Source organism: Anaerolineales bacterium (genome assembly GCA_015075625.1).
Lineage (GTDB): Bacteria > Chloroflexota > Anaerolineae > Aggregatilineales > UBA2796 > UBA2796.
Window position 1 is genome coordinate 858,025 of record JABTTZ010000002.1, and the last position, 23,555, is coordinate 881,579.

22 protein-coding genes are annotated in these 23,555 nt (G+C 57.1%); 17 read left to right on the forward strand and 5 right to left on the reverse strand.

Annotation, left to right across the window (positions count from 1 at the left end; all coding sequences use genetic code 11):
* The first annotated feature begins 32 nt into the window (after window positions 1-32).
* A complete protein-coding gene (locus tag HS103_12350; protein ID MBE7513589.1) occupies window positions 33-1,367 on the forward strand; it encodes a cytochrome P450 in 1,335 nt (444 codons plus the stop codon).
* Here the strand turns inward: HS103_12350 and HS103_12355 are convergent.
* A complete protein-coding gene (locus HS103_12355) occupies window positions 1,364-2,164 on the reverse strand; it encodes a hypothetical protein (GenBank protein ID MBE7513590.1) in 801 nt (266 codons plus the stop codon). The genes HS103_12350 and HS103_12355 overlap by 4 nt on opposite strands.
* Before the next feature lie 147 nt (window positions 2,165-2,311).
* On the opposite strand from HS103_12355, the gene HS103_12360 reads away from it, so the two are divergent.
* On the forward strand, window positions 2,312-3,160 hold the full coding sequence (locus HS103_12360) for an intradiol ring-cleavage dioxygenase (protein ID MBE7513591.1): 849 nt from the start codon (window positions 2,312-2,314) through the stop codon (window positions 3,158-3,160).
* 147 nt (window positions 3,161-3,307) lie between these two features.
* On the opposite strand, the gene HS103_12365 is transcribed toward HS103_12360, so the two are convergent.
* Complete coding sequence (locus HS103_12365) at window positions 3,308-5,788, reverse strand: DNA topoisomerase 4 subunit A (protein ID MBE7513592.1); 2,481 nt, start codon at window positions 5,786-5,788, stop codon at window positions 3,308-3,310.
* A gap of 519 nt (window positions 5,789-6,307) precedes the next feature.
* On the opposite strand from HS103_12365, the gene HS103_12370 reads away from it, so the two are divergent.
* From HS103_12370 to HS103_12380, 3 genes are all read left to right on the forward strand, one after another.
* Window positions 6,308-6,916, forward strand: coding sequence for a hypothetical protein (locus tag HS103_12370; GenBank protein ID MBE7513593.1), 609 nt, complete (start codon window positions 6,308-6,310; stop codon window positions 6,914-6,916).
* A gap of 504 nt (window positions 6,917-7,420) precedes the next feature.
* The gene (gene gyrA / locus HS103_12375) at window positions 7,421-10,129 is read left to right on the forward strand and encodes a DNA gyrase subunit A (GenBank protein ID MBE7513594.1); all 2,709 of its coding nucleotides are present in this window, start codon (window positions 7,421-7,423) and stop codon (window positions 10,127-10,129) included.
* 72 nt (window positions 10,130-10,201) lie between these two features.
* A complete protein-coding gene (locus tag HS103_12380; GenBank protein MBE7513595.1) occupies window positions 10,202-10,816 on the forward strand; it encodes a CDP-alcohol phosphatidyltransferase family protein in 615 nt (204 codons plus the stop codon).
* Window positions 10,817-10,822: 6 nt separating this feature from the next.
* On the opposite strand, the gene HS103_12385 is transcribed toward HS103_12380, so the two are convergent.
* Together HS103_12385 and HS103_12390 are read right to left on the reverse strand one after the other, a co-directional pair.
* A complete protein-coding gene (locus HS103_12385; protein ID MBE7513596.1) occupies window positions 10,823-11,962 on the reverse strand; it encodes a DMT family transporter in 1,140 nt (379 codons plus the stop codon).
* Window positions 11,959-13,347 (reverse strand): MFS transporter, encoded by a 1,389-nt coding sequence (locus HS103_12390; protein MBE7513597.1) that lies wholly within the window; start codon window positions 13,345-13,347, stop codon window positions 11,959-11,961. The genes HS103_12385 and HS103_12390 overlap by 4 nt, the downstream gene beginning before the upstream one ends.
* Window positions 13,348-13,640: 293 nt before the next feature.
* On the opposite strand from HS103_12390, the gene HS103_12395 reads away from it, so the two are divergent.
* The 11 genes from HS103_12395 (at window position 13,641) to HS103_12445 (ending at window position 21,736) form a co-directional block, all read left to right on the forward strand.
* Entirely contained in the window at window positions 13,641-14,060 is a 420-nt protein-coding gene (locus tag HS103_12395; GenBank protein ID MBE7513598.1) for a hypothetical protein, read from the forward strand.
* Window positions 14,057-14,881 (forward strand): DUF3891 family protein, encoded by an 825-nt coding sequence (locus tag HS103_12400; GenBank protein MBE7513599.1) that lies wholly within the window; start codon window positions 14,057-14,059, stop codon window positions 14,879-14,881. The genes HS103_12395 and HS103_12400 overlap by 4 nt, the downstream gene beginning before the upstream one ends.
* Before the next feature lie 5 nt (window positions 14,882-14,886).
* Window positions 14,887-15,639, forward strand: coding sequence for a hypothetical protein (locus tag HS103_12405; protein MBE7513600.1), 753 nt, complete (start codon window positions 14,887-14,889; stop codon window positions 15,637-15,639).
* A gap of 144 nt (window positions 15,640-15,783) precedes the next feature.
* Window positions 15,784-16,539 (forward strand): red chlorophyll catabolite reductase, encoded by a 756-nt coding sequence (locus tag HS103_12410; GenBank protein ID MBE7513601.1) that lies wholly within the window; start codon window positions 15,784-15,786, stop codon window positions 16,537-16,539.
* Window positions 16,540-16,728 carry a hypothetical protein gene (locus HS103_12415; GenBank protein ID MBE7513602.1) on the forward strand — a complete coding sequence of 63 codons (189 nt, stop codon included), beginning with the start codon at window positions 16,540-16,542 and terminating at the stop codon, window positions 16,726-16,728.
* Between the two features lie 214 nt (window positions 16,729-16,942).
* Window positions 16,943-18,151 (forward strand): aromatic ring-hydroxylating dioxygenase subunit alpha, encoded by a 1,209-nt coding sequence (locus HS103_12420; GenBank protein ID MBE7513603.1) that lies wholly within the window; start codon window positions 16,943-16,945, stop codon window positions 18,149-18,151.
* Entirely contained in the window at window positions 18,148-18,882 is a 735-nt protein-coding gene (locus HS103_12425; GenBank protein MBE7513604.1) for a hypothetical protein, read from the forward strand. Before HS103_12420 ends, HS103_12425 begins: the two co-directional genes overlap by 4 nt.
* On the forward strand, window positions 18,879-19,346 hold the full coding sequence (locus HS103_12430; protein MBE7513605.1) for a hypothetical protein: 468 nt from the start codon (window positions 18,879-18,881) through the stop codon (window positions 19,344-19,346). Before HS103_12425 ends, HS103_12430 begins: the two co-directional genes overlap by 4 nt.
* Complete coding sequence (locus tag HS103_12435) at window positions 19,340-19,960, forward strand: CoA transferase (protein MBE7513606.1); 621 nt, start codon at window positions 19,340-19,342, stop codon at window positions 19,958-19,960. The genes HS103_12430 and HS103_12435 overlap by 7 nt, the downstream gene beginning before the upstream one ends.
* The gene (locus tag HS103_12440; protein MBE7513607.1) at window positions 19,894-20,166 is read left to right on the forward strand and encodes a CoA transferase; all 273 of its coding nucleotides are present in this window, start codon (window positions 19,894-19,896) and stop codon (window positions 20,164-20,166) included. Before HS103_12435 ends, HS103_12440 begins: the two co-directional genes overlap by 67 nt.
* Before the next feature lie 70 nt (window positions 20,167-20,236).
* On the forward strand, window positions 20,237-21,736 hold the full coding sequence (locus tag HS103_12445) for a dihydroorotase family protein (GenBank protein MBE7513608.1): 1,500 nt from the start codon (window positions 20,237-20,239) through the stop codon (window positions 21,734-21,736).
* A 31-nt stretch (window positions 21,737-21,767) separates the two neighbouring features.
* Here HS103_12445 and HS103_12450 read toward each other — a convergent pair whose 3' ends face one another.
* Window positions 21,768-22,082 (reverse strand): hypothetical protein, encoded by a 315-nt coding sequence (locus HS103_12450; GenBank protein ID MBE7513609.1) that lies wholly within the window; start codon window positions 22,080-22,082, stop codon window positions 21,768-21,770.
* Between the two features lie 147 nt (window positions 22,083-22,229).
* Here HS103_12450 and HS103_12455 point away from each other — a divergent pair, with 147 nt between their 5' ends.
* Window positions 22,230-23,525 (forward strand): acyl-CoA/acyl-ACP dehydrogenase, encoded by a 1,296-nt coding sequence (locus HS103_12455; protein ID MBE7513610.1) that lies wholly within the window; start codon window positions 22,230-22,232, stop codon window positions 23,523-23,525.
* Window positions 23,526-23,555 lie beyond the last annotated feature (30 nt).

The window sequence follows — 23,555 nt, forward strand, 5'->3', positions numbered from 1 at the left end:
TCGCTGACCTTAATACAATCTGGGAGCTGCCAATGAAACACATATCCTTCCTCACCGTCCAGCGCTATTTCCGCCGCTATGGGGCGGATGTTGCCAGCCAACTCCGGCAACGTTACGGGGATCGCCTTCAGACGCGCCGCCTCCCCTTCATTGGACGGCTGACAATGCTTTTCCACCCTCAAGACATCCATGCTGTGATGGTGAAACAAGGAGTGCATGTCGATAAACCCCATCTCGTTGCCCGCCTCCTGAAGTCGTCCTTTGGACAAGGCTTGTTCACCAGCAATGGCGATCTCTGGCGAAGGCAGCGAAAGCTCATCCAGCCGGCTTTTCAGCATACGCAGATCGCTCGCTATGCCGACCTGATGGTTGCTCACAGCCTTGACTTCACCGCCGCGTGGCAAGACGGCGCGGTTATCTCCCTTGATCAGGCGATGCACGCCCTTACCTTACGGATCGTACTAGCCGCCCTCTTTTCGACGGACTCAGGAAAGACCGGTCAGGAAATCCACCATGCTGTGATTGATCTGGGAATGGGGCTTGCCGCCCAAATGAAACTCCCCATTCCCGATTGGCTGCCCACCCCAATGATGCGCCGTAAGCGTCGCGGAAGTCGGGTGCTGCGTCGTATCGTTGCCGAACAGATTGCTTTACGGCGGACGCAAGGTGAAGGCAACAGCCCGTCCGACCTACTTTCGATGCTCATCTTCAGCCGCGATCCCGAAACCGGCGCGGGGATGTCTGACCTGCAAATCACCGATGAAGTGATCACCTTTTACATCGCCGGACACGAGACAACCGCGCTTCTCTTGGGATGGGCATGGGTGCTTTTGGCGCAGCACCCCGAATGTGCGCAAGCCCTTCATGCCGAAGTTGATTTAGTGGTAGGCGATGCTCCACTGAGCGCGGCGGATCTGCCGCGCCTGCCCTATACAAGCTGCATTGTGAAAGAGGTTCTGCGGCTCTACCCCCCCTCATGGTTCATCTTTCGCCAGCCGAACAGTCCCCTTACTTTAGAGAGGCGTGATGAGCAGCCTGCTGAGGGTATCAGCGAGGGGATCATCTTCACCTTCCCCTATGCCACACAGCGCGATCCACGCTGGTTTCCCGATCCCGATGCCTTTCAGCCGGAGCGTTGGGCAAACGATTACGAGAAAACCCTTCCCAAAGGGGTGTACTTTCCCTTTGGAATGGGCGGACGGGTGTGCATTGGAAATGGGTTCGCTCTCATGGAGGCGCAGTTGATTTTAGCGACATTGGCACGGCATTGGCGAGTTGTCGTCATGGATACGGCGCGTCCGGTAGCAAGTGGGGCAACTCTCGGCTTTGCCGAACCCATCCGAGCGCGGCTGGAACGGCGGGGCTAATCCTCCCGCACAAAGCGCGTCTCAGCAATCAGCGCCCACAGAACATCCTTACCGCCCGATTCCGGTGTCGCTGTTGAAAAATCAATCCCCTCGAAAAGACGATCCAACCGTCGCTCGATAATCACCCGATACGTTTTTCCGTCCATCGGGATCGGCGCGGCGTTCCCCGCCCCGTCAAGAATGTCGCGGATCGCCCCGTTCGCTAGACTTGTCCGAAAGGTGAAGGGCATTGCCGATGTCGCCCCCGGCAAGCGGTATTCCCCGCTCAGCCAGAGCGTTACCCCTACCATGCTAGTGGTAGGCTGTGCCTCGGCAGCAGCACGATCCGGGCGGGCAGCAAGGTAATGCCCCTCACAGTACAACGGCTCATTGCCGGAAACCGTCCCCAAGACAAAGCGGGTCGGGCGTGCCAGCGGTTCAATGGCGGAGGCAAGGTAGCGCGTCACATCAATCCCCTCGCCATGTCCGGCGCGGGCGGTGATGATTTCCCCAAAAAGCCATGAAAGCGGCGAATGCTTGTGCGGGCAGTAGATGAGTTGTAGGCTGTAACTCCCCAGATAACCCTCCCGAACAGTCACCTCCACGCCGGCTGTGGTCGTCACCCGCCAGCCGCTCTCTCCCCCTTCGCTCAGTGGTTGCGCCGCCCCCCACACCCAATCAAGGGCATAGGTGACCTCCCCGCTGATGGGCATACGCAAGGCGACAAAAGCAAACCCCACCCACAAGACTGCAATCACGGCGAGCGTCAGTAGCAAGCGGCGGATTAGTACCCGTCTGGACAGCCTTCGGTTAGACATAGGACTCCCTTTCTTGTTGGAACACCCTCTAGGGCATCCACCGGCAAAACCTGAACATCCCCCACACCCAATCTGCACACATTCTGAATACCTTTCCTTTATACTTTCAACTGTACCCAGACGAAAATCAGAAGAAAGACAAAACCTATGGAACTGCATGACGACGACAAGCCGATTGGTCGCCTCTTAACCCGCCGCGAGATGTTGGCGCTTTTGGGTGGCGTGGGTGTTGCTACCGCGTTAGGTGGGGCAGGCTTGCGTACCTTGAGCGCAATGACACCTACCCCTACGCCCTCCCCGCTAGGGACGGGGACGCCCTTCTTAAATCCGACGGCGACAGCGACACTCCCCGCGCCATCGTGCATCGTCCGTCCCGTACTGACCGAGGGACCTTACTTTGTGGACGCCGTGCTGAACCGCTCCGATATTCGGACAGAACCCTCCGATGGGAGTGTAAAAGAGGGAAAGATACTACGCCTTGTCTTTAGAGTGCTGGATGTCACAAACAGCCAATGTGCGCCCCTAGCGGGCGCTCAGGTGGATATATGGCACTGCGATGCCGAGGGGGTCTATTCCGGCGTCACGGATCCGGGCTTCAACACCTCCGCGCTCTCCTTCCTACGCGGCTACCAAGTGACTGATGCCAGCGGCAAGGCGGAATTCACCACCATTTACCCGGGTTGGTACGATGGGCGGGCGGTTCACATCCACTTCAAGATTCGCACCGACCCAACGGCGAATCAGGGCTACGAGTTCACCTCACAGGTCTTTTTTGACGACACCTTCACCGATGATGTCTACAAAGACCCCATCTACAGTGGGCGCGGCGCACGGACGCGGCGGAACGCCAACGATGGCATTTTCCAGCAGTCCGAGGGGCTGCTCACCTTAAATGTTGTACCCGAAGGGGAGGGCTACACTGCCCTGTTCGATATTGGCTTGGATTTGAACGCCGCGCCCACCTCAGGCGGGGGGCAGCCCGGACGCCGCCCGTAGCCCGCTAGGTTTTTGGCTTAATTCCGTCGCCTAAAGCGGTGTGCTGAGATCAGGGGAAAACAACCTCTGCTTTCAGCACGCGGGCTTTAACCCCGTGCCGCCGGCGCACCTGCTAGGGGTATATTGTAGGCGCTCACTCTGTGTCCTCTATTCCCCCGCGCCATTCAGGTGGGCATCAGTGGGGGGTTTGGCAACCTCTGGACGGCGGACGATCTGCGTCACGGCATAGACACGATCATGTTGAAGCAGTTTGATTCCGCTGTAATCCCCTTTCAACGTCCGCGCCCCATGCGGCGCATCAGAAAAGCGGACAACCTTAAAACGCCCACGCAAAGTCAAGATGATCACAAGGTCATTCAGAGTGGCAATGGACGACGTGGCAAGACGATCCCCAAGCGTCAGTTTCATCGTCGTCACGCCCGCCCCCGCCCGCCCTTGCAGCGGATATTCCGCCAGTGGGGAACTCTTGGCAATGCCCGTCTCAGTAATCGTCCATAGGGCGGCGTTTTCCCGCACAACTCCGGCGCTGACAACCCTATCCCCATTTGTCAGCCGAATTCCGCGCATCCCCCCTGCCGGAAGTCCGGTGGGGCGCACTTCATTCACCTTGAAGCGGATTGCCTGCCCCTCAGCAGTGATCATCATCACCTCATCATCATCTTCCACGTAATGGGCGGCGATGATCCGATCCTCGCCCACATTCATCACCGGAAAGGCACGCGCCACCAGCCCGGGCAAATCAGCAACCCGAATCCGTTTGGCATCGCCCCCCTCGGTGGCAAAGAACAAATAACCATCCTCCATCGAGGGGGTGATGCTGATCGCGCCAGCAATGCCCTCCCCGCCGCGAAAATCCGTTTGCGAGCCGAGATCAGTCCCTTCGGCAGGTTCGTCAGACATGGGCAGCCCCTGCACGGGGACAGAGGCTGCCCGTCCATCGGCGGCAATCACATAGAGAATGTCGGCGGTGTTGCTGCGCAGCAGAAAACGCGGCACATCTTCCGTGCGGGCGGTGATCTTTGGCGGGGCGTCCTGATAGGTGCGGCTGATGCGGTTGCCTACGGTGAGCGTCACCCATGTACTCTCGTTTTGCGCCAAAAGTTCTGCCGCGCTCACCTCACGCGGAGCGCCGCTGATGATCGCCGTCCGGCGCGGATCGTTGAAGCGTTTCTTGATCTCCAGCAGTTCGTCGGCAATCACCTTACGCATAGCGAATGGGCTTGCCAACAGCCCCTCTAGGTATTGAATCTGCTGAATTTTTTCTTTAAATTCATCTTCAAGTTTTGTCCGCTCTAGAGCGGCAAGGCGGCGAAGCGGCATATCAAGGATGGCATTCGCTTGCAGCGCACTCAGACTCAGGCGGCTCATCAAGGCGCTGCGGGCGGTGTCCGTCGTCTCGCTCTCGCGGATGATTTGAATGACGAGGGTGATTTGCTCAAGGGCGGTCAGCAGCCCTTGTAAAATATGGGCGCGTTCGCGGGCGCGCCTCAGATCGTAGACTGAGCGCCGCCGGATCACCTCTAGGCGATGGTCAAGGTAGACCCGCAGAGACTGTTTTAGGGAGAGCGTGCGTGGCTCGTTATCGACCAGCGCCAGCATGATCACGCTGAACGTGCTTTGCAGCGGCGTCAGCTTGAACAGGTCTTTCAGCACCTCCGCCGGATCAAAGCCGCTGCGTACTTCAATGACAATGCGCAGCCCCTGCCGGTCACTCTCGTCACGCAGATCGTTGATCCCGTCGATCCGTTCGTTCCGCACAAGATCGGCAATCCGTTCGATCAGGCTGTTTTTGTTGATCTGGTAGGGAATCTCGCCAATGACAATCTGTGCCTTGCCGCGTCCCAGACTTTCAATATGCACCTTCGCCCGCACAGTTAGCTTTCCCCGCCCGGTGGCATAGGCGGCGGTTAGGGCATTGTCATACTCTTGAGCATCCCCTGTGTTATCGGTGAAGATCAAGCCGCCCGTCGGAAAATCCGGTCCCTTGATAAAGCTCAGCAGATCGTGAACGGTCACATCCTCAAGGCGATCCCATTGGCGCAGCATGTAGACGGCGGCATCCACCACCTCACCGAGGTTATGCGGGGGGATGTTTGTGGACATCCCAACGGCAATCCCCGACGCGCCGTTGACCAGCATATTCGGAAAGGCGGCGGGCAAAACGCTTGGCTCTTGAAGGCTGCCATCAAAGTTATCGGTGTAGGGCACCGTATCTTTGTCCAGATCGGTCAGCAGTTCAATGCCTTCAACCGTCATCCGTGCTTCGGTGTAACGCATGGCGGCGGGCGCATCGCCATCAATACTGCCAAAATTCCCCTGCCCATCGACCAATTCATAGCGGACGGAGAAATCTTGCGCCATCCGTGCCATCGCATCATACACCGCCTGATCGCCGTGCGGATGGTATTTCCCCAACACCTCACCAACGATACGGGCGCTTTTCTTATACGCCGTCTCCGGGCGCAAGCCCATATCGGACATGGCATAGAGGATGCGCCGTTGAACGGGCTTCAAGCCATCGCGGGCGTCGGGCAAGGCGCGGGCGACGATCACGCTCATCGCGTAATCGAGGTAGGCTTCGCGCATTTGTTCGTCAATGTTTACCGGGCGAACGACACCAATTGTCATTGAAATTCTCGCTTGCACCTTTGAAGGCTATGGGCGCGATCTTACGAGAGCGCACCGGAAACTGTCAACCGCCGATTTCAGAACGCTAGTTCTGAACTATAACACGAATGGGGGTATGGGGGCAAGGGGTCTGTACCGAAGGGGAAGTCTAGCCACACAGATCATACTTCATAGGAGATGGTGTGTGGAGGGCGAGTTTCTCAGCAAACATTAGGGTCTATTGGCGGTTTAACCTCAGACGCGACCATTATCCCTAACTCAACGTGTGTTGCCCTATTGTTTTTCAAAAATCCCTTATACTGTAGATTGTCACCATTTAGGACTTATGCTGTTGAGCGTGTTTACCCTAGTATTCATCGAAAGGGGAAGTTTGAGGGGGCTTCCCCTTCAAAAACTCGTTTCCCCCTTCTCCCTCAGGGAGAAGTGGGAAGGGGGATGAAGGCGACTGCGTAACGTCTAGCCATTAATGCTTACTTTATGGAGGATGCAATGTTTTCACGAAATCGTTGGGTACTTTGTATGGTTATCGTGGCATGTGTGGCAACCCTTGTTGTCGGCGCGCCGGGACGGGTTGCCAAAGCCGGCGCGATTGCCGAGATAACCGGAACAACGGTTACCGGAGTAGATAACCCGCATATCGTCTTTCTTCATGCTGGTCAGACCGTTGGCGCAACATTGAACTGCGTCAACGCCACAGGATTTGATCCCTTCTTGTATGCTTTTGCCCCTGATGGCTCGTTAGTGGCTTTGGATGATGATGGCGGCGACCAAGACTGTGACGGTGCGTGGAGTTCGTATCTTGAGTTTACAGCCCCAGTTGAAGGCGATTATACCTTCTTCGCTGGCGATTATTTTTACCGAGGCGGTCAACCTTACTCCCTCATGGTGTTCGATGGCACCGGTGCCGGACCGGGTGTTCCTAGTGGTTATGTCCTCTTGACCATGACTTGCGACATGGCCGTCTTCGACATGCCCGGCGGCAACCCCGTAGGAAACAACCGCGTCAAAAGCGGGCAAACCTTCTATACCAATCCCAAAACCAAGTTGGATGCCAACGGCGAAAGTTGGACGCAGATTTTTGTGAGCAGCCGCATCGATCCCTGGGTGCCAAGCCGCTGCGTGAACTAGCCCCCTCGCCGTACTACGTTCCAAGAGAATCCCTCCCCCTGCCCCCTTTTCCTGTATACAGGGAAAGGGAGAGAAATTCTCTCTGTCTGTTACGGGGTGGGGACAAGCCCCGAAGGGGTGGCTGCTTTCAGCCCGCTGCTTTAGCGGCGGGCGCATACCATAGACGAGGCGGCGCAGGGCGGGGCTAAAGCCCTCGTGCTAGGAATGATCACCCCGTTGGGGTTTGAATACAAAACGCCTTGCCTTTCAAGCTCCGTAGGGGTGGCTGTTTTCAGCCCGCTGCTTTAGCGGCAGGATCACTGGCGTTACACTGTCCACACACCTTCGTTCCCGGATAAGCCTTTTATAGCGCCGGAGGCATCCAACCCACCGCCTCACACCCCCGCCTCTTAAAAAACCTCAATAACCCTACTTTTTCCTCACAAACACTTAGGATTCGCCCTGTGAAAACCCTCTTTTTCAGGGTATAATGAACAAGTGTTTACTCCTAAGGAAAATTCGCCCATGGATATCGGTACGATCCGCCCCGTCAGCATCGACACGCAAATGCGCGAAAGCTACCTTGATTACGCCATGAGCGTAATCGTCGCCCGCGCTTTGCCCGACGCCCGCGATGGCTTGAAACCCGTCCACCGTCGTATTCTCTACGTCATGCACGATATGGGGCTGCGCCCGAATGGGTCTTACAAGAAAAGCGCCCGTATCGTTGGTGAAGTCTTGGGGAAGTACCACCCGCACGGCGATCAGGCGGTGTACGATGCCATGGTGCGTTTGGCGCAAGATTTTTCCATGCGCTACATGCTGGTTGATGGGCAGGGAAACTTCGGCAGCATCGATGGCGACGCACCCGCCGCCATGCGCTATACCGAAGCAAAAATGAAAGCCATTGCTGAGGAAATCCTTGCTGACCTCAATTTAGATACAGTAGATTGGTCGGATAATTTCGATGGTTCGCTCCAAGAACCAAACGTCCTCCCCGCCCGCATCCCCAATATGCTGATCAATGGCAGCAGCGGGATCGCGGTGGGCATGGCAACGAACATCCCCCCCCACAACCTCCGCGAGATCGCCCAAGCCGCCAGCTACCTCATCGACCATTACGATACCTTCGATGAGGTCAGCGTTGATGACCTGATGCAGTTTGTGAAGGGTCCCGATTTTCCTACCGGCGCTTCCATCCTTGCTAGCGACGAACTGCGCGAAATGTACGCCACCGGACGCGGGCGTCTGATCGTCCGTGCCACCTGTTCGGTAGAGGAAATTGGCAAAAATGGCGAGCGTCAAGCAATCATTGTCACCGAAATCCCCTACCAAGCGAACAAGGTCGCCATTATTGAACGCATTGCCCAGCTTGTCAAAGAGGATAAGCTCGATGAAATCTCTGATCTGCGCGATGAATCAGACCGCAAGGGGATGCGCATCGTCATTGAGTTGAAACGCGCCGCCCAACCCCTTAAGACGCTCAACAAGCTCTACAAGTTCACCCAACTGCAAAGCACCTTTGGCGTCCAAATGTTGGCGCTGGTCGATAACGAACCGCGCACCCTCAGCCTAAAACGGGCGCTGCAAGTTTATATTGAACACCGCCGCGAGGTTATCCGCCGCCGCTCGGAGTTTCAGCTTGCCAAAGCGCGGGCGCGGGCGCATATCCTTGAAGGCTACCTCAAGGCACTCGCCAACATTGATGATATTATCCGCACCATTCGTGAGGCAGAAGATACCGACACCGCCCGCGAAAACCTGATGATCCTCTTTGACCTCACCGAGATTCAGGCACAGGCGATCCTCGAACTTCAACTGCGGCGCATTGCCAGCCTTGAGCGCAAGCGCATTGACAACGAATACACCGAGGTCGCTGCCACGATGAGCTACCTTGAAGACCTTCTCGCCCACCCTAAGAAAATCCTTGCCCTGATCCAAACCGATCTTGCCGAGGTTGCCGCAAAGTACGGCGACGAACGCCGCACCCGCCTTGACTTTGAAACAGTGGGTGAGTTTGAGGAGACCGATTTCATCCGTGAGGAAGAAGTCCTCATTGCGCTCACCAAGCGTGGCTTCATCAAACGTTCGCCCGCCTCCCTTTACCGTACACAAGGACGCGGGGGACGCGGTGTGACAGGCATAACCACCCGCGATGAAGATAACGTCGAACTGCTCCTCAGCGCCAACTCGCACGGGTATGTTCTGTGCTTCACCAATTTCGGGAAGGTCTATGCCCTCCGTGCCTACCAAGTCCCAGAGGCAGATCGCACGGGCAAGGGGCAGTTGATCTCGAACCTCATCGCCCTGAACCCCGATGAAAAAATCACCGGACTCACTTGTGTCGATAATTTCGATGCTGGCTATTTCGTCATGGTCACTCGCAATGCGAAGATCAAGCGTGTTGAAATTTCCGAATTTTCAGCGGTGCGTACCTCTGGCTTGATTGCCATCACCCTTGATGATGATGATCGGCTCGAATGGGTGCGCCGCACCTCTGGCGAGGATCACTTGATCGTCGTCACCGCCTATGGTATGGCAATTCGCTTTGATGAACGCGAAGTGCGCGTCATGGGGCGGGGGGCGGCGGGTGTCAATGCTATTCGCCTCAACGAGGGCGATTATCTTGCCGGTGTCGATGTCATTGACCAAACCAAAACGGAACTGCTCATCGTCACTAGGAAAGGCTTCGGCAAGCGCAGCCCCTTGAATGATTACCGCCTTCAGGGGCGCTATGGGATGGGCTTGCGCACCATTGGCACAGAGACCCTCAAAAAACAGGGCGTCATTGTCAGCGTTCATACCCTGACTACGACGGATGAGATCACCGTGATCACCCGCGAGGGAATGTCCATTCGGATGCGTGCCAGCGAGATTCGTTTGGTCAGGCGCCCATCGGGTGTTGTCCGCCTGATCAATAAACTTGGCTCTGATCACGTTGTAAGTGTTGCTGTTGTCGGGACGAACGGTGAGGATGCCGAGAGTACGACCCTCACCCCGCTAGATGCAAATGACAGCGGTGTCCTTGCCGAAGACGCCGATGCCCTTTTAGCAGATATGGGGGATATGGTCGATGATAGTGATATCGATCAAGAGGGCGCTGAGGATGAACCTGAAGCCGACTTTGACGCGGAGGAACTGACCGATGATACACACCGTTCTGCACTGGATCATTCAGCGGGTCGTCCTGAGACTCGTCCGTCTGCTAATGGATCGATTGATGGGCAAGAGTAGCCTCTACCCCACCCCTGAGGGTGGGACAGACTACCTGCCTATGGGCAATCCGAGGATCACCCAGACGCAGCCATGATTGATCGACTGAACAGTTTCAACAGCCCGTCGCCCATCCTTCGCCGCTGGTTTTCCGTTGCGCTCAGCCGTATCGGAGCGGCGGTGGACAGCTTGGGCATTTCCCCCAACACGATCACCCTCATCGGGCTTCTTCCCGCCCTCATTGCCGCTTGGCTCATTGGGACGGGAGCACTACCGTTGGCGGGCGTCGTCCTCATCCTCGGAGCGCCGCTTGATGCCCTTGATGGGGCGGTGGCGCGGGCAGCCGGCAAGGTCACACCTTTCGGGGCGCTCCTCGATTCAACAGTGGATCGCTATGCCGATGGGTTGCTCTTTGCTGCATTTACTTGGTATTTCGCCGGGCGGGGCGAGACAGCGGGCTTTTTGCTCACGCTCATTGCGTGGATAGGGGGCTTTGCCGTCAGCTACATCCGCGCAAGGGCAGAAGCGGCGGGGCTTGGCTCGATTCAAGGTGGGCTGTTTGATCGCCTCGTGCGGATGCTCATGCTAATCGGGATGCTGCTCAGCGGGTGGCTGCTGCCGGGGATGCTCATCCTTGCCGTTGGGACTCAAGCGACAGCGCTCCAACGCTTGCTGCTCGCCGCCAAAGCGGGCAAACTCTCTCTCTAAGAACCTTCACCGCTTACCCTTTTTCTCTTTTCGTGATTTCTGTTCTTTTTCTTTTGCCTGCTGGCGGGCAAATGCCGCCATCTCGCGAGGGCTTTCGTAACGCGCCGGGGCGCTCATCATTCGCTCAATTAGCCGCATATCCTCCACGCTGATCTCATCAAGGGTTGCCACTTGTGTTTTCCCCCCGAACGCCTTCCGAAAGGCGATCCGGTTGAAATTTTGGGTGGTTGCCCGTCCTAACTGCATCGCCACAAAGAGCGGGATTTCCCCCGTTTTTAGTTTGTCCAGGTCTTGCCGCCGGATCAGCAAAAGACTTGCCATGAGGACGCCCACCCCCACCCACTGCACGCCCGTCAAGGAATCTCCCAAAAGGACGAACGCCAACAGCAGCGTAACCCCCGCTTCTGAAATCCCAATCAGAACGGTTTGTGTCGGACCCAAGCGCTTCAGACCAAAGAACATCGCCAACCGCGCCAACGCCGTCGAAATACCGAGGGCAATGATCGGCGCAAGGGCATCGGCATGCTGCGGAATCCATTCCATGCGGTAGATCACCCGTGCCGCCACGACGATCACCGCCATTGTCGTCAGGACGTAAAGCGCCACCGTCGGGGAGGGCATTTCATAGGTGACGCGCTGCCCCAAGACGAACGTCGCTGCAAAGAGGATCGCGTTGCCAAGCATCAAGCCCGTCCCCAGCCAATCGATCCGCCCACTGACCCCCTGTGTGATCAGCGTCACCGCCAGCAGCGCCAAACTCGCCCGCAGCACATCCCGCCCCGAAAGGCGCTGACCGCCCGCAAAGGAAAGGACGATCACAAAGATCAGGTAGGTCGCGTTCAGTAGTTGGGCAACAGAAGCATCGAGACGACTCAGCCCGTTGTAATAAAATAGCGAGCCGATCCCGTTCACCGTCCCCACCACGATGCACCCCAACAGCCCTGCCGGATAGACAAAAATGTACTTTCGGGCAAAAAGCAGGTAAACAACCCACAAAATGCCCGCCGCCACAACGGTGCGCAGCGCGGCAAGGGTGAACGGATCAGCCCCTGCCCGAATTGCCATTTTTCCAAAGATGGGGGCAAGCCCCAAAAAGATCGGGTAGCAAATCAGGATCAAGCGCCGTTGCGACAGGCGAAGTTTCATGGCTGCCCCTCAACCAAAAAGGGCGTGGGCGGCATCTTCACCGCGTACCCCAAAATGATCACGGCAAGGGCGATCAGCCCCGCTCCCAACAGGAAGATCGTCGTTTGGGAAAACCCGCTGTTCAGCAAAAATACGCCGAAGAACGGCGCAATCAACCCGCGAATTCCCAACAGGCTGGTTTGGATCGCCGTGTATTCCCCCAACTTTTTCGGGTCGCCCAACTCCATGACGGTGTTCAGCAGGCACAAATCAAGCCCCGCCATGACGATTCCCAACGCGGCGAACGCCGGAGCAAGATGCCACCCTTCGACGGCAAGGGCATAACACAGGGGAATGATCAAGCCAATGCCGTAGACAAGGCGCAGCGACCACACGCCCCCGCGACGGTCAATCATCCGCCCCATGACCATATACCCGCCGAGGAAGAACAAGGCGTTGATCGTGTTCAACAGTCCCACCGCGCTGTAGCTCAGGTTCAGCCGATCCACTTGAACAAGTGGGTAAAGGGCAAAGGCGGTCAGGTGTCCGAATCCGAAGCACACCACGCCAAGCATATAGAGCTTAAAGCGTTTGTCTTCCTTCAAGATCATTCCCATCACGCCCGATGCGCCCCGTTCTGAGGCGTCCATCGCCGTTTCGTTCAGGCGCATCCGCGAAAAGATGAGCGCCGACATCACTGCCAATACTGCCCCGAAAAATAGCACTAAACGCTGTCCCGTCGTCGCCGCCAACCATCCGCCAAGCGGGGCAAGGCTCAGGCTCAGCCCCGCTGTGCTGATCGGCAGCAGATGCTCCCCGCCGATGTTATCCAAGACCCACCCGATGATCGGTGTGGCGGCAAGGCTCATCCCCGCCATGCCCACGCGGATCAAGCCCATGACTCGCCCCCGCGATGATGCCGGATAGACCGCTTGCATAATCCGCGTGTAAAGCGGGGTGGGGAGCGCCTCGAACAGCCAAAAGATAATCAAAATTGCCACCAGCGCCTCATAGCCGTTCACAAAGGCGGCAACCCCGAACGTCCCGCGTCCCACACACCACATGATCACGCACGCCCGCATGACGCCGCGCCGTTTGGGAAGAATCATCACCGCTAGCGGGTTCAACATGAAGCCTAAAAACTGTTGGGCAACATAAAGGGCAATCCAATCTTGTGGGGCGCCCATTTTCCGTAGCAAGACGGGGATGAAACTGAGGCACGCCATGAACGTCCCGAACAGCATGGCGGCAATAATCTCGGTGTGCATGTTGGAACGAACGCGGGATTCAATCTCGCCCACCATGATATTTTCGACGCGGCGTGCTTGGCGGCGGATGTGCATTTGCATCGTGGCAGTAGGATTTACGGTAGGGGTAGCAGTAGGGGTAACGGTAGGATTAGTCATGGGGAGGAAGCATCCTAATGTGGCGGCTTATATTGGGCAAATGCATCATAGCATAGCCGAAAAAGGGGCGAAAGGGCGGACTGTGGGAAAACGAGCCTCTCTCTTATAGTCTGCACCCTATAGGGGCGACCCTGCGTCGTTGCCCGTCTCCCCCCGAACGCCTCCCCTTCAACTTCTTGCGAAATGTCATAACATTATGATATTATATCAGGCTAGAGTGAAGTACAGTGAGTGCCATGCAAACCCTAGACGGACATACCGCCATAAAAAGTTACAGACAGCGCGATTCGTGGATGATTCCCTATCAATGTTTCGTGGGACATGGGGAAGGACTGTGCAAGACCTTCTCCCCAGAGGGCGATTTTTTGGAGGCAAGCGCCGTCCATATGGACGTTTACTGGACAGACACCACAACATGGCATCTCCATGAGGATTTCGATAACCTCTATGAAGTGGGAAAAACCGTCTCTCATACCAACATCAGCGTCAGCGGCAAAACCTGCCGAGGCGATAGCCTGCTCGTCCGTTTGGAAGGGGCAATGCTCACGCCTTACAATTATGTGTTCACCTTTTGGAGTGGTGTCAGCGGCACGATTGTTTACAACAACCACTACTTTCTCGATGCGAACAACCGGCGCATCCTGACCCATAAAATCCGTGAGGGGAAGACGCACATCTTCCAAATTCAAGACTTCGTGAGGGTTGGCGAATGATCGTACAAAGCGCTGCCGAGGGTGATCCCCATTTTGTCATTATGCAGGTCGATCATGCCCGCGCCTGCGGGGAGTTCGTCGGGCAGTTTGGCAACGCGACCTTTGCCACCCCCGAACCGCTTGATCTGCTCACCTACGTCGTTGCCCATCATGACGAGGGCTGGCGCGAGGTAGACGGGGCGCCGCAGCGCGACCCCGAAACCGCCCTCCCCTACAACCTGACAAAAACGCCCGTCCAGCGCCTCATTGCCATCGGCAGCAAAAGCCCCGACTTCAATGTGAAATGGCATCCCTTCTGCGGGGTCATCAGCAGTATGCACACCTACGGACTCTATCACGGGCGCTACGGACTTTCCGATAAATTTTATATCGATACGATTGCCCCCGAATACCGAGGGGCGGTAGCGGGCATGGTGCAGGGCGAGGTGAACCGTCAAAACCGCTTGAAGGTGGCGCTGCGGGCAAACCCTGATACAGCAGGGTGGGCAGAACACACCTTTCTTTTTTATCATTACAAACTGCTCCAATTTTTCGATACCCTCGGCTTGTACGTCCATACGCAGTGTGCTGCTCACCGCAAACCAACCGATTTTCTAAATGTTCCTCTCAGCCCCACACAGGATGTCACCATCCATGCCCACCCGCGCTCCAACGATGTGGTTGCCCTCACCCCTTACCCTTTTCGTGTCCGCCGTGCCGGAATCACGACGATGGGGCGCTATCTCACACCCCTTGAAGAAGGCGAGGATGTGGCAATGGTCATACGGGGGACGCCCACCGCCACCCAAACGGTCTACTTCATCTCTGGGGAGTCGCCGTAGCCGCCATGAGCAACCTCTTTGGGCGGTGGGTGGGCAGCGCCGAGGTCTACAACGGCGAGGGGCGGTTCGTGGGAAACGGCATGGACATGCGCACCGTGCAAAGCCTCGGCGGAGGGCTAACCCGCATTGATGTTGCCTTTGTCGGACTCTTCAAGGCGGCAGGGCATTCCCTGATTCGCGATCAGGGAACGCACCGCCTTTACGAAGGACCCGTGAACGTCGGCTATGCCGATGTCCTTGCCGATAGCGTTGCTGAGGCAACCGGCTATTGGGCGTGCGTGGGGCTCTCGCCGCGCTTTTTCCTGATGACGCTCCCTGATAGAAATAAACAGCTTTCGTTGGCGCTTATGTCACGTGGGGAAAGCCTCCTCTACATCGTCGTTGGCGAAAACCACCGCCGTATCGATCACGGGATCGATGTCGTGGGCGAAGGAATCACCCAAGAGAACGGGGCGATCCTCGGCGTGGGTCGCTGGATGCGCTTTGGTTATGACTTCCTCTCCTTCGGTATTATGACTAACCCCACCCGCCAGATCACGGGCGGCGTCTTTCACCGGGGCAACCTCTGGCAGCCTATGGCGTGGCGCGGATCGTCGGGGTGGGCATTGCCGAAGGGAAAGGGTGGGATGGGAGGTGGGGTGTCTTGGCGCAAGAACATCCTCCCTCCGCCCCCACTGAGAGCCGCTCTGCCGCCTTTGGTTGTGCGTGGATCACCGAAGGCGATAGCGCGATCCACTGGGCAATTTATGACGCTCTGACGGGGAAAGAACACCATCTCGATCATCCGTCCCCAATGTAAGGTCAGACGCATACGATGCGCCCCTACAAAACACCATTTTTGAACATTCTTGAAAGGCTTTTCTACGTTTATGACACCTTCCACTGTGAAATCGCTCTTTGAACTGGTGAACGAACACCCTTCCGAAGATCGCAGCGCGATCTTTGAAGACCTTTGGGGCATTCTTGCCGAACTGCGGGCAAAGATGGATGCCCGTTTCATGCTCCACCCGCACCCTAGTACGGCTGATTTTCAGCCCTACACCTCCCTGACGGGCGAGGCAAAAGGCTTCCTCAGCGGCTTCAGCGGGAATGAGATCGATTGGCTGATCCATTCTTACATTGGCAACCCAAAAGCCTCTTTCACCAACATGCATCTTACGGCGTGGTTGGGCGCACAGACCCGCGTCCCCCATTGGGGAATGGCGTTGGGGACGTCGCCCGATATTTTTCTCTACATGGATTTCGTCCCTCGTGCCGATCTTGTCAGCGATCTGGACTATTTGGATCGCTATTACGAGCCGCTGAACGCCCGTTATCTGGACTTCCAAAAAGACCCTAATTTTTCACCCTTCGTCAGCAAGAGCCTCTACATGAGGCAGTCGCAATCGGCAACCAGCCTATGTTTCCTCTGCAAACCAAGGGCGGAAAACGTGGCGAAAATTCGCACCACCGCGCACGCTATGCTGGATCAGTGGATCGCCTATGTCGATGCCGCCCCCCCCGTTCCAGAGGACGAACGAGCGGCACTGGCAAGGCGCGATCTGCACGTCCGGCGGGCAATTGCCGAGCGCGACCCCGCCAACCCAATGGGCGAAATCCTTTTTGGCAAACCGTTGGCAGAACGCCTCATTCGGGCGCTGTGGGGCGGAGATCGCTAGATGGTGGGCAACCCAACGACAACACATGTGGTCTTAGGGCTAAACATGAAGGGCGTCTCACCGACGAATCGCCTCACGGAGATGCCTTCTGGCGGGATGTGCCAATACACGGTGAAGGTTGCTGCCGCCGCCGAGGTGGATGCGGAACTGTGCGGATGGTTGAAATATGCCTATGACCATGCCGAATAAACCTCGCCCACCAATTTCCGTAGCTATGTGCAGGGCATACTACCATGTGCCGCTGCTCATGTATTGCCTTTACCGCCAATCGACGGATGAATCATCTAAAGTCATCTTGCTATCATGCCCCAAGGAAGTTAGAGTGTGATAAAAGTGATTTTATCGGAAATCGAACGAAGTGAGTCAACGAAGTGCGCTACAAGCGCGGAGGGATAGATGAGGGATGTTGAAGAATTTCTGGTATGCGTTATGTCTGAGTAGGGAAGTCGCCGCAAAACCCATCCGCGTCACGGCACTTGGCAATGAACTGGTCATTTACCGCACCAGCAAGGGCGAACCCCGCGTGATGAGCGATCTCTGCGTCCATCGCGGCGGCGCTCTGAGCGATGGCTGGACAAAAGGCGATTGCATCGTCTGCCCTTACCATGGCTGGGAATATCAAGACGATGGGGCGTGTGTCCGTATTCCGGCAAACTTAGAAGGGGTGGCTATCCCCAAAAAGGCGCGGGTCGATGCCTACCCCACCCGCGAAAAATATGGCTTCATCTGGGCGTTCCTCGGTGATCTCCCCGAAAACGAACGCCCCCCGATGGTCGAATTCCCCGAATTTGACGACCCCAAGTACAAGCCGCTGTGGGGCGATTACTGGTGGGATGTCCATTACACACGCGCTGTCGAAAACGGGATGGACATTGCCCATGCGCCGTTCGTCCATGCTGGCTCGTTTGGCAACCCCGACGAACCAGAGGTGGAAAACTACGAGGTGGAAGAAACTATTCTTGGCGGCGATGCCACTGTCAACCTAAATCCCCCACCGGCGCGGGGCATTTATAGCAAGCTGCGCGGCGGCAAGGAACGCCCCCCTGTCCGCACAACGGGCGGTTTTCGGATGCCCAACATCACCCGCTTGCAAGTGCGCCTCCCCTTTGGCGATTTTGTCCTCTACACCTGCCACCTGCCCGTTGACGACAACAAAACCCGGAGCATCTGGCTGCAACTGCGCAGTTTCTTCACGAAGAACTTCTTCGATAAAGATTCGATGCGCCGCGTGATCAAAATCTTCAACGAAGATCGCCGCACCGTCACCGAACAGCGCCCCGAACTGCTGCCCTACGACCTTGCCGCTGAACTGCACGTTCGGGCGGATACGATTCAAATCAGCTATCGCAAGCTGCGCAACAAATACCTTGATATGGGCTGGGGAATCGACACCCACCGCATTCAATCGGAGTATGCTAACGTGAAGGCAGTTGTCATTCCCTCCCCCGCCCGTCGGGAAATTCCCGAACTGGCGAAGGCGTGGGTGATGAAGGAAGTCCCCGTGAGGAACACCAAACATGGCAAAGATCGAAACGGCGGTAGTGGACTAAACACCGCTCCCACAAACGGACTCTCTGAGATTGACGCCATTAATGCGACGGAGGAAGCATGACGGCGGCGCGAACCCTTTCCCATCACACCCTTGAGCGCATTCGCAAACGGTTCGCCCTCAGCGAGGTCTGCCGTCCCGATGAGGAGGCGTACCTTCCCTTGAGCAGCCCCTTTGGGCGCGTTGGTGAACTGCGCCTTTTTCGCGGCAATGATGCCAGCGTGCGCAAGATGGTCTACATCGGCATGGCGGTGGCGCAATTCGGCTTGGATTCGCATATGATCTTCGCCTTCACCGCGCCGGGGAGCGCTGTCCCCCACTTCACGCTAGATAGCGTCATGAACGCCCCCGATTTCGCCTTCCACCTTGATCTGATCCCGCGTCTTGATCTGGGAGCAAACGTGGAATACATCCTGAGCGCCTTCACCCCCCTTGACCCCATCTACGAGGACGCCTCGAAGATCGAGGGACTGAAGCCCGCTCGTCTGACGCCCACCCAATACGCCCTCATGTCCCCTTGGATGCTCGTCTATCGGGCGAACGAGAGCGCGTTTGAGGCAATCCAAACCCCCGTCAGCGCCTACCTTGATCACTGGTTCAGTCTTGTCGAGCGGGGGATCACACCTCCCGCCGGAGAGACCCCCGAATCGCTTGCGGAGCGGGATCGACGCAATCGGGTGGCGATCTTCAACCCGCAGATCGACAAAGTATGGGTGCAAGTAGAGCGTCTTGTGGGCTCGGCAATGGGCGAGACAATGCGTCAGATATTGATCAACCAAGAGGTGGAATCATGACCGCTCCCGCCGAAGCCCAGTCTGCGGCTCAGCCCACCCCCAGCGAATGGCAAACGCGCATCGAGGGCGAATGGCACGGACGCCCTTCTGTTTTTGATGCGGCGGCGCGAATGTTGCGACGAAACGTGCCGGGGCTGACGGCTGCGGCGGCGAACAACGCTTTGCGCACGCTCTATTTGGAAAGTTATCGTGACGCGACGGCGATCCATCAAGCTGCGAATTCTCCTATCCTCAGCCATGCGGTGCGGATTGGGACGTTGGACGTGCGGATTTGCATGGCGTGCTTGGCGCTGCACGGCACGGAATTGCGGATAGGGGAACGGGTGAAGTCCCATCATCAATGCCACTGCACGAGCATTGGCGTGACGAAAGGATCGAAGCAGCGAATTGAGACGGGGAAAGCGTATCTTGAGCGGCTGCCAGAGGGAGATCAACAGCGGCTTATGGGGAAGGGAGCATGGTAGCCATGGAAAAGGGCGAGGTGCATCTGGGCGATTTCGTCTCTACTTATGATTCGGCGGTGTATGGAGAGATGATTCGGCAGACGACGCTGGAGGAATTGAGAAAGGGAGGGTTAGGCGATCTAGAGATTGCAGAGGCGATGAGTCGAACACAGACTAGGCGGCGCGTTCGGTGCGTTGGGCGTCCTTGCCGCCCTGCGCGAACGAGAGAAAACGGGGCGCGGGGTGGTCATTCAAAAGGCTTGTTCGAGACAGCCGCTTTTCTCATGGGGCAGCACATGGTCTATTCTGCCGTCATGGGTGAGCCAATCAAACCCATGCCGGGGCGCAAACGCAGTTGGGCAGTCTACGAGGCGTTCCGCACCAGCGCTGACGAACTCGTGTTCGTCGGAATCACCAGTGATAAACATTGGCAGAAATTCTGTGAGGTGTTCGAGCGCCCCGATCTGTTGGCAGATGAATCCCTTGCCACGAACAACCAGCGCTACGAACTCTATGAGCGCGTCATTGCCGACCTCAGCGCCATGTTTCGCACCCTCACCAAAGCGGACTGCTGGCAAAGTGCGAACGAGCGGAAATTCTCTTTGCCCCTGTCACCCGCCCTGAAGAGTTGCTAGACGATCCGCATCTGAACGCAGCGGGGGCGTTGGTGAATATTATGCTCTCGCCGGGCATTCCCGTCAGCGCCGATGGGGCAATGCCCGCTCTGCGCCTTCAGCCGCCGGGTGTTGGGCAGCACACGCGGGACATCCTCACTGAAACGGGCTGCGAGGCGGATCAGATTGCGGCATGGGAAGCGGCGGGTGTTATTCGGGCAGGGTGAAGTCTGTGTCTGTGTGTCCTGCGTGTTGGTGTTATAGTAACCATGCGTCGCCTCAAAAAGGATGGTAGCCATGACCGAGCCGCTCTACCGTTACGACCTGCTGATCAAAAATGCCCGTGTCGTCCGTCCGCGCCAGACGAGCGTTGAACACGCCGATATAGGGATCAAAAATGGGATCATTCACACGATTGCCCCACAGATCACCCCCACCGAGGCACGGAATGTTCATGATGCAAAGGGATGGCTTGCCTTCCCCGGCTTGGTCGATGCTCACATGCATGTGGGGATTTACACCCTGCTGGAAAAAGACGCCACCACCGAGAGCAAAGCGGCGGCGATGGGCGGTGTCACGAGCGCCATCACCTACTTCCGCACCGGTCAGTATTACCTGAACAAAGCCGGCTTGTATGCCAATTTTTACCCAGAGGTGCTGGGCATGAGCGAGGGACGCTATTATGTCGATTACGCCTACCACCTCGCCCCTATCAGCCGCGACCACATTGGCGAGATGGAATACCTTGCCGTTCATTTAGGCGTGCCATCTTTCAAGATTTTCATGTTTTACGGTGGCTATGGGCTGCACGGACGCTCCGATGCGCAGCAAAGTTTCCTCATGATTGGGGAGGACGAACGCTACAATTTTGCCCATTTCGAGTTTATCCTGCGCGAGGCGGGGCGGCTAATTCAGGCATATCCGGCGATTGCCCCCTACATCAGCGTCAGCCTTCACTGCGAGGTTGCCGATATTCTGAACGCCTACACCCAGATCGTCCAAAAGGAAGGCAAACTGAGCGGGCTGCCCGCCTACAGCGCCGCCCGTCCGCCCCATTCGGAGGCGCTGGCGATCTGGATCGCCGCCTATCTTGCCTACGAGACGAACTGTTTAAACATCAACCTGCTGCACCTTAGCTCACGCAAGGCGGTAGAGGCGGCGCGGATGATGGCAGCGCTGTTCCCCCATATTCAATTCCGGCGGGAAACGACCATCGGGCATTTGCTGTTAGATATCGACAACGCCGACATAAAGGCGAAGGTGAACCCGCCCATCCGCCCCCGCGATGATGTCGAATTTTTGTGGAGGGCGCTGCTTGATGGTGGGATCGATTGGGTCGTCAGCGATCACGCCTGCTGTTCGGCAGAACTTAAGACGAACCCCGACGCACCAGCCGATATTTGGCTGGCGAAATCCGGCTTCGGCGGGACGGAATACCTTCTTTCTGGTTTGCACAGCGAAGGCATCAAGCGCGGGCTGAGCCTGAACCGTATGGCGGAACTCGTCAGTTGGACGCCCGCCCAACGTTTCGGCTTGCTGAACAAGGGCGACCTCGCCCCGGGCTACGACGCCGATATTGTTCTCTTCGATCCAGCCGAAACCTTCACCGTGCGGGCAGCCGATTCCCCTTCTGGTCAGGGCTACACCCCCTTCGAGGGGCAGACACTCACCGGACGGGTGAAATACACCTACCTGCGGGGAATTCCGGTTTACAGCGAGGGGAAGATCAGCGGCTCACCACGCGGTCAGTACATGCACCGCCCGACGCGGATGCCGATCACCGTAGAAGGCACATAAGTATAAGTGCCTCCCTTCTGACGAAGATGAATCATGGTTTTGGGGGTACTGCACAAGGCATGGTGGGGCAATAGGTCAGTTTCACCGGAGAAATGCTGCCGTCAGCGTTGCAGGTGAAGGTAATCCACCACATCATGTTTGTGAGAGACGTTCTTGGATAGATGGCTGTCAAAGCAACGATTGGTTTGCGCGGGATAAACGCATGGGGATCTGCTGGATCATAGACAATACTGGCAACGCCGCTGGCGGTTCCAGAATTTCCCCAAGGCGCTTCAAACGTGTTCCAATCACGCCATGCCTGTGTGTCGGGGTAATCATTTTTTTGGTAGATACCTGTCGGTTGCACCAATTCTCCTTTGATTATTTTCTTTACATCGTTAACTTTACGCCGTTAACTTTTCATATACTTTACAGCGTTAACTTTACGGCGTAAAGAAATCCTTTGACACATGCCGAGGTAGGTCTTTTTCTGCATCGATGAAAGGTTTTTTCAATGAGTTCTGAACATTCCCCCGCATTAACAGGGGCGCGGCTCGTAGAAGGCTTGACCGACGCCGAACGCGCCCGCTTGGATCGGGTGGAGTCGATCCTTCCCGCCCTGCGCCAAGCCGCCCCAGAAGCAGACCGCATAGGCGAATTTCACCGCCCGCATATTGCCACACTCAGCGCGGCGGGCTTGCTCGGTTTGATCGTCCCCGAACAGTATGGCGGGTTGGGCGGCGGGCTGCGCGATCTGGCAGCGGCGTGCTATGCCATGGGAACGGCGTGTCCCTCCACCGCCCTCGCCTATTTTTTCCATTGCAGCACCGCATCGCGGGGGCTGCTTGGCTTGAAGGCGCGGGAGGCGGGACTCTACAACGCTGAGGATGGCGAAACCGTCCGCCGCTTTGCCGAGATGCTGCTAGACAAGATGGGCAGGCGGGGGATGTGGCTGGCGAACTTCGCCAGTGAAAGCACCAAGACCGCCAAGAGCGCGATCACGATCACGACGACGGCTAGCCCTGCCGAGGGTGGGTGGGTGTTGAATGGGACAAAATCGTTTGGCTGCGCGACGGGTGTTGCCGATGAATACCTTGTCACGGCGGGCTTAGCCGGCGACCCCACCGCCAACGGACTGGCGTTGTTCTTCGTCCCCCGCGAGGCGGCGGGCGTCATCATCCGCGCCACATGGGATTCCATCGGGATGCGGGCGACGGCAAATCACGGCATTGTGATGGAAAACGTGTTCGTCCCCGCCGATCAAGCGCTGGCGATTCCCGGCGCGTTCATTACGATGATGAAGATGAGTCGCGGTTCGTTCGTCGGAAATCAATTGGCGGCGACGGCGATCTATGTCGGGGCGGCACAGGCGGTTTATGATGAGGCGCTCAGCTACCTGACGAAAGTTACCTTTGCCGATACCGGGCGTCCGATTGCCGAAAGCCCCTTTCACCAGCAGTTGATTGGGGAGATGACCGCCGATCTGGAAAATGCCCACCTCTGGATGCGCCGCCAACTGGAACTGGAGACGAGCGAACCGCCTATCTTGGGCAAAGATCGCGTCGTTCAGCAGTGGCGGCTGGCAAAGGGTTCAGCCTGTGAGTACGCCTTTGCGGTGGGCGTCGCCGCGTTGAAGGCGTGTGGCACATCGAATACAAACAATGCGGGAGTTATTGCACGGGGGCTGCGCGATCTCTCGATGGGCTTGGTACAGGCATTTCCGGCGGAACGCGGGCGGCTCATGGTTGCCGAGGCGGTGGTGAAGGATTCGATGCAGGCAGATTTCAGCATCGTCGGTGGGAAGGGGTAAATGGTCGCCCGCGCTAAAGCAGCGGACTAA

What these genes read in the sequence shown, in the direction of transcription:
- HS103_12350 (MBE7513589.1), top strand. Translation starts at nt 33, where the DNA reads ATGAAACACATATCCTTCCTCACCGTCCAGCGCTATTTCCGCCGCTAT.
- HS103_12355 (MBE7513590.1), bottom strand. Translation starts at nt 2,164, where the DNA reads ATGTCTAACCGAAGGCTGTCCAGACGGGTACTAATCCGCCGCTTGCTA.
- HS103_12360 (MBE7513591.1), top strand. Translation starts at nt 2,312, where the DNA reads ATGGAACTGCATGACGACGACAAGCCGATTGGTCGCCTCTTAACCCGC.
- HS103_12365 (MBE7513592.1), bottom strand. Translation starts at nt 5,788, where the DNA reads ATGACAATTGGTGTCGTTCGCCCGGTAAACATTGACGAACAAATGCGC.
- HS103_12370 (MBE7513593.1), top strand. Translation starts at nt 6,308, where the DNA reads ATGGTTATCGTGGCATGTGTGGCAACCCTTGTTGTCGGCGCGCCGGGA.
- gyrA (MBE7513594.1), top strand. Translation starts at nt 7,421, where the DNA reads ATGGATATCGGTACGATCCGCCCCGTCAGCATCGACACGCAAATGCGC.
- HS103_12380 (MBE7513595.1), top strand. Translation starts at nt 10,202, where the DNA reads ATGATTGATCGACTGAACAGTTTCAACAGCCCGTCGCCCATCCTTCGC.
- HS103_12385 (MBE7513596.1), bottom strand. Translation starts at nt 11,962, where the DNA reads ATGAAACTTCGCCTGTCGCAACGGCGCTTGATCCTGATTTGCTACCCG.
- HS103_12390 (MBE7513597.1), bottom strand. Translation starts at nt 13,347, where the DNA reads ATGACTAATCCTACCGTTACCCCTACTGCTACCCCTACCGTAAATCCT.
- HS103_12395 (MBE7513598.1), top strand. Translation starts at nt 13,641, where the DNA reads ATGATTCCCTATCAATGTTTCGTGGGACATGGGGAAGGACTGTGCAAG.
- HS103_12400 (MBE7513599.1), top strand. Translation starts at nt 14,057, where the DNA reads ATGATCGTACAAAGCGCTGCCGAGGGTGATCCCCATTTTGTCATTATG.
- HS103_12405 (MBE7513600.1), top strand. Translation starts at nt 14,887, where the DNA reads ATGAGCAACCTCTTTGGGCGGTGGGTGGGCAGCGCCGAGGTCTACAAC.
- HS103_12415 (MBE7513602.1), top strand. Translation starts at nt 16,540, where the DNA reads ATGGTGGGCAACCCAACGACAACACATGTGGTCTTAGGGCTAAACATG.
- HS103_12420 (MBE7513603.1), top strand. Translation starts at nt 16,943, where the DNA reads ATGTTGAAGAATTTCTGGTATGCGTTATGTCTGAGTAGGGAAGTCGCC.
- HS103_12425 (MBE7513604.1), top strand. Translation starts at nt 18,148, where the DNA reads ATGACGGCGGCGCGAACCCTTTCCCATCACACCCTTGAGCGCATTCGC.
- HS103_12430 (MBE7513605.1), top strand. Translation starts at nt 18,879, where the DNA reads ATGACCGCTCCCGCCGAAGCCCAGTCTGCGGCTCAGCCCACCCCCAGC.
- HS103_12435 (MBE7513606.1), top strand. Translation starts at nt 19,340, where the DNA reads ATGGTAGCCATGGAAAAGGGCGAGGTGCATCTGGGCGATTTCGTCTCT.
- HS103_12445 (MBE7513608.1), top strand. Translation starts at nt 20,237, where the DNA reads ATGACCGAGCCGCTCTACCGTTACGACCTGCTGATCAAAAATGCCCGT.
- HS103_12455 (MBE7513610.1), top strand. Translation starts at nt 22,230, where the DNA reads ATGAGTTCTGAACATTCCCCCGCATTAACAGGGGCGCGGCTCGTAGAA.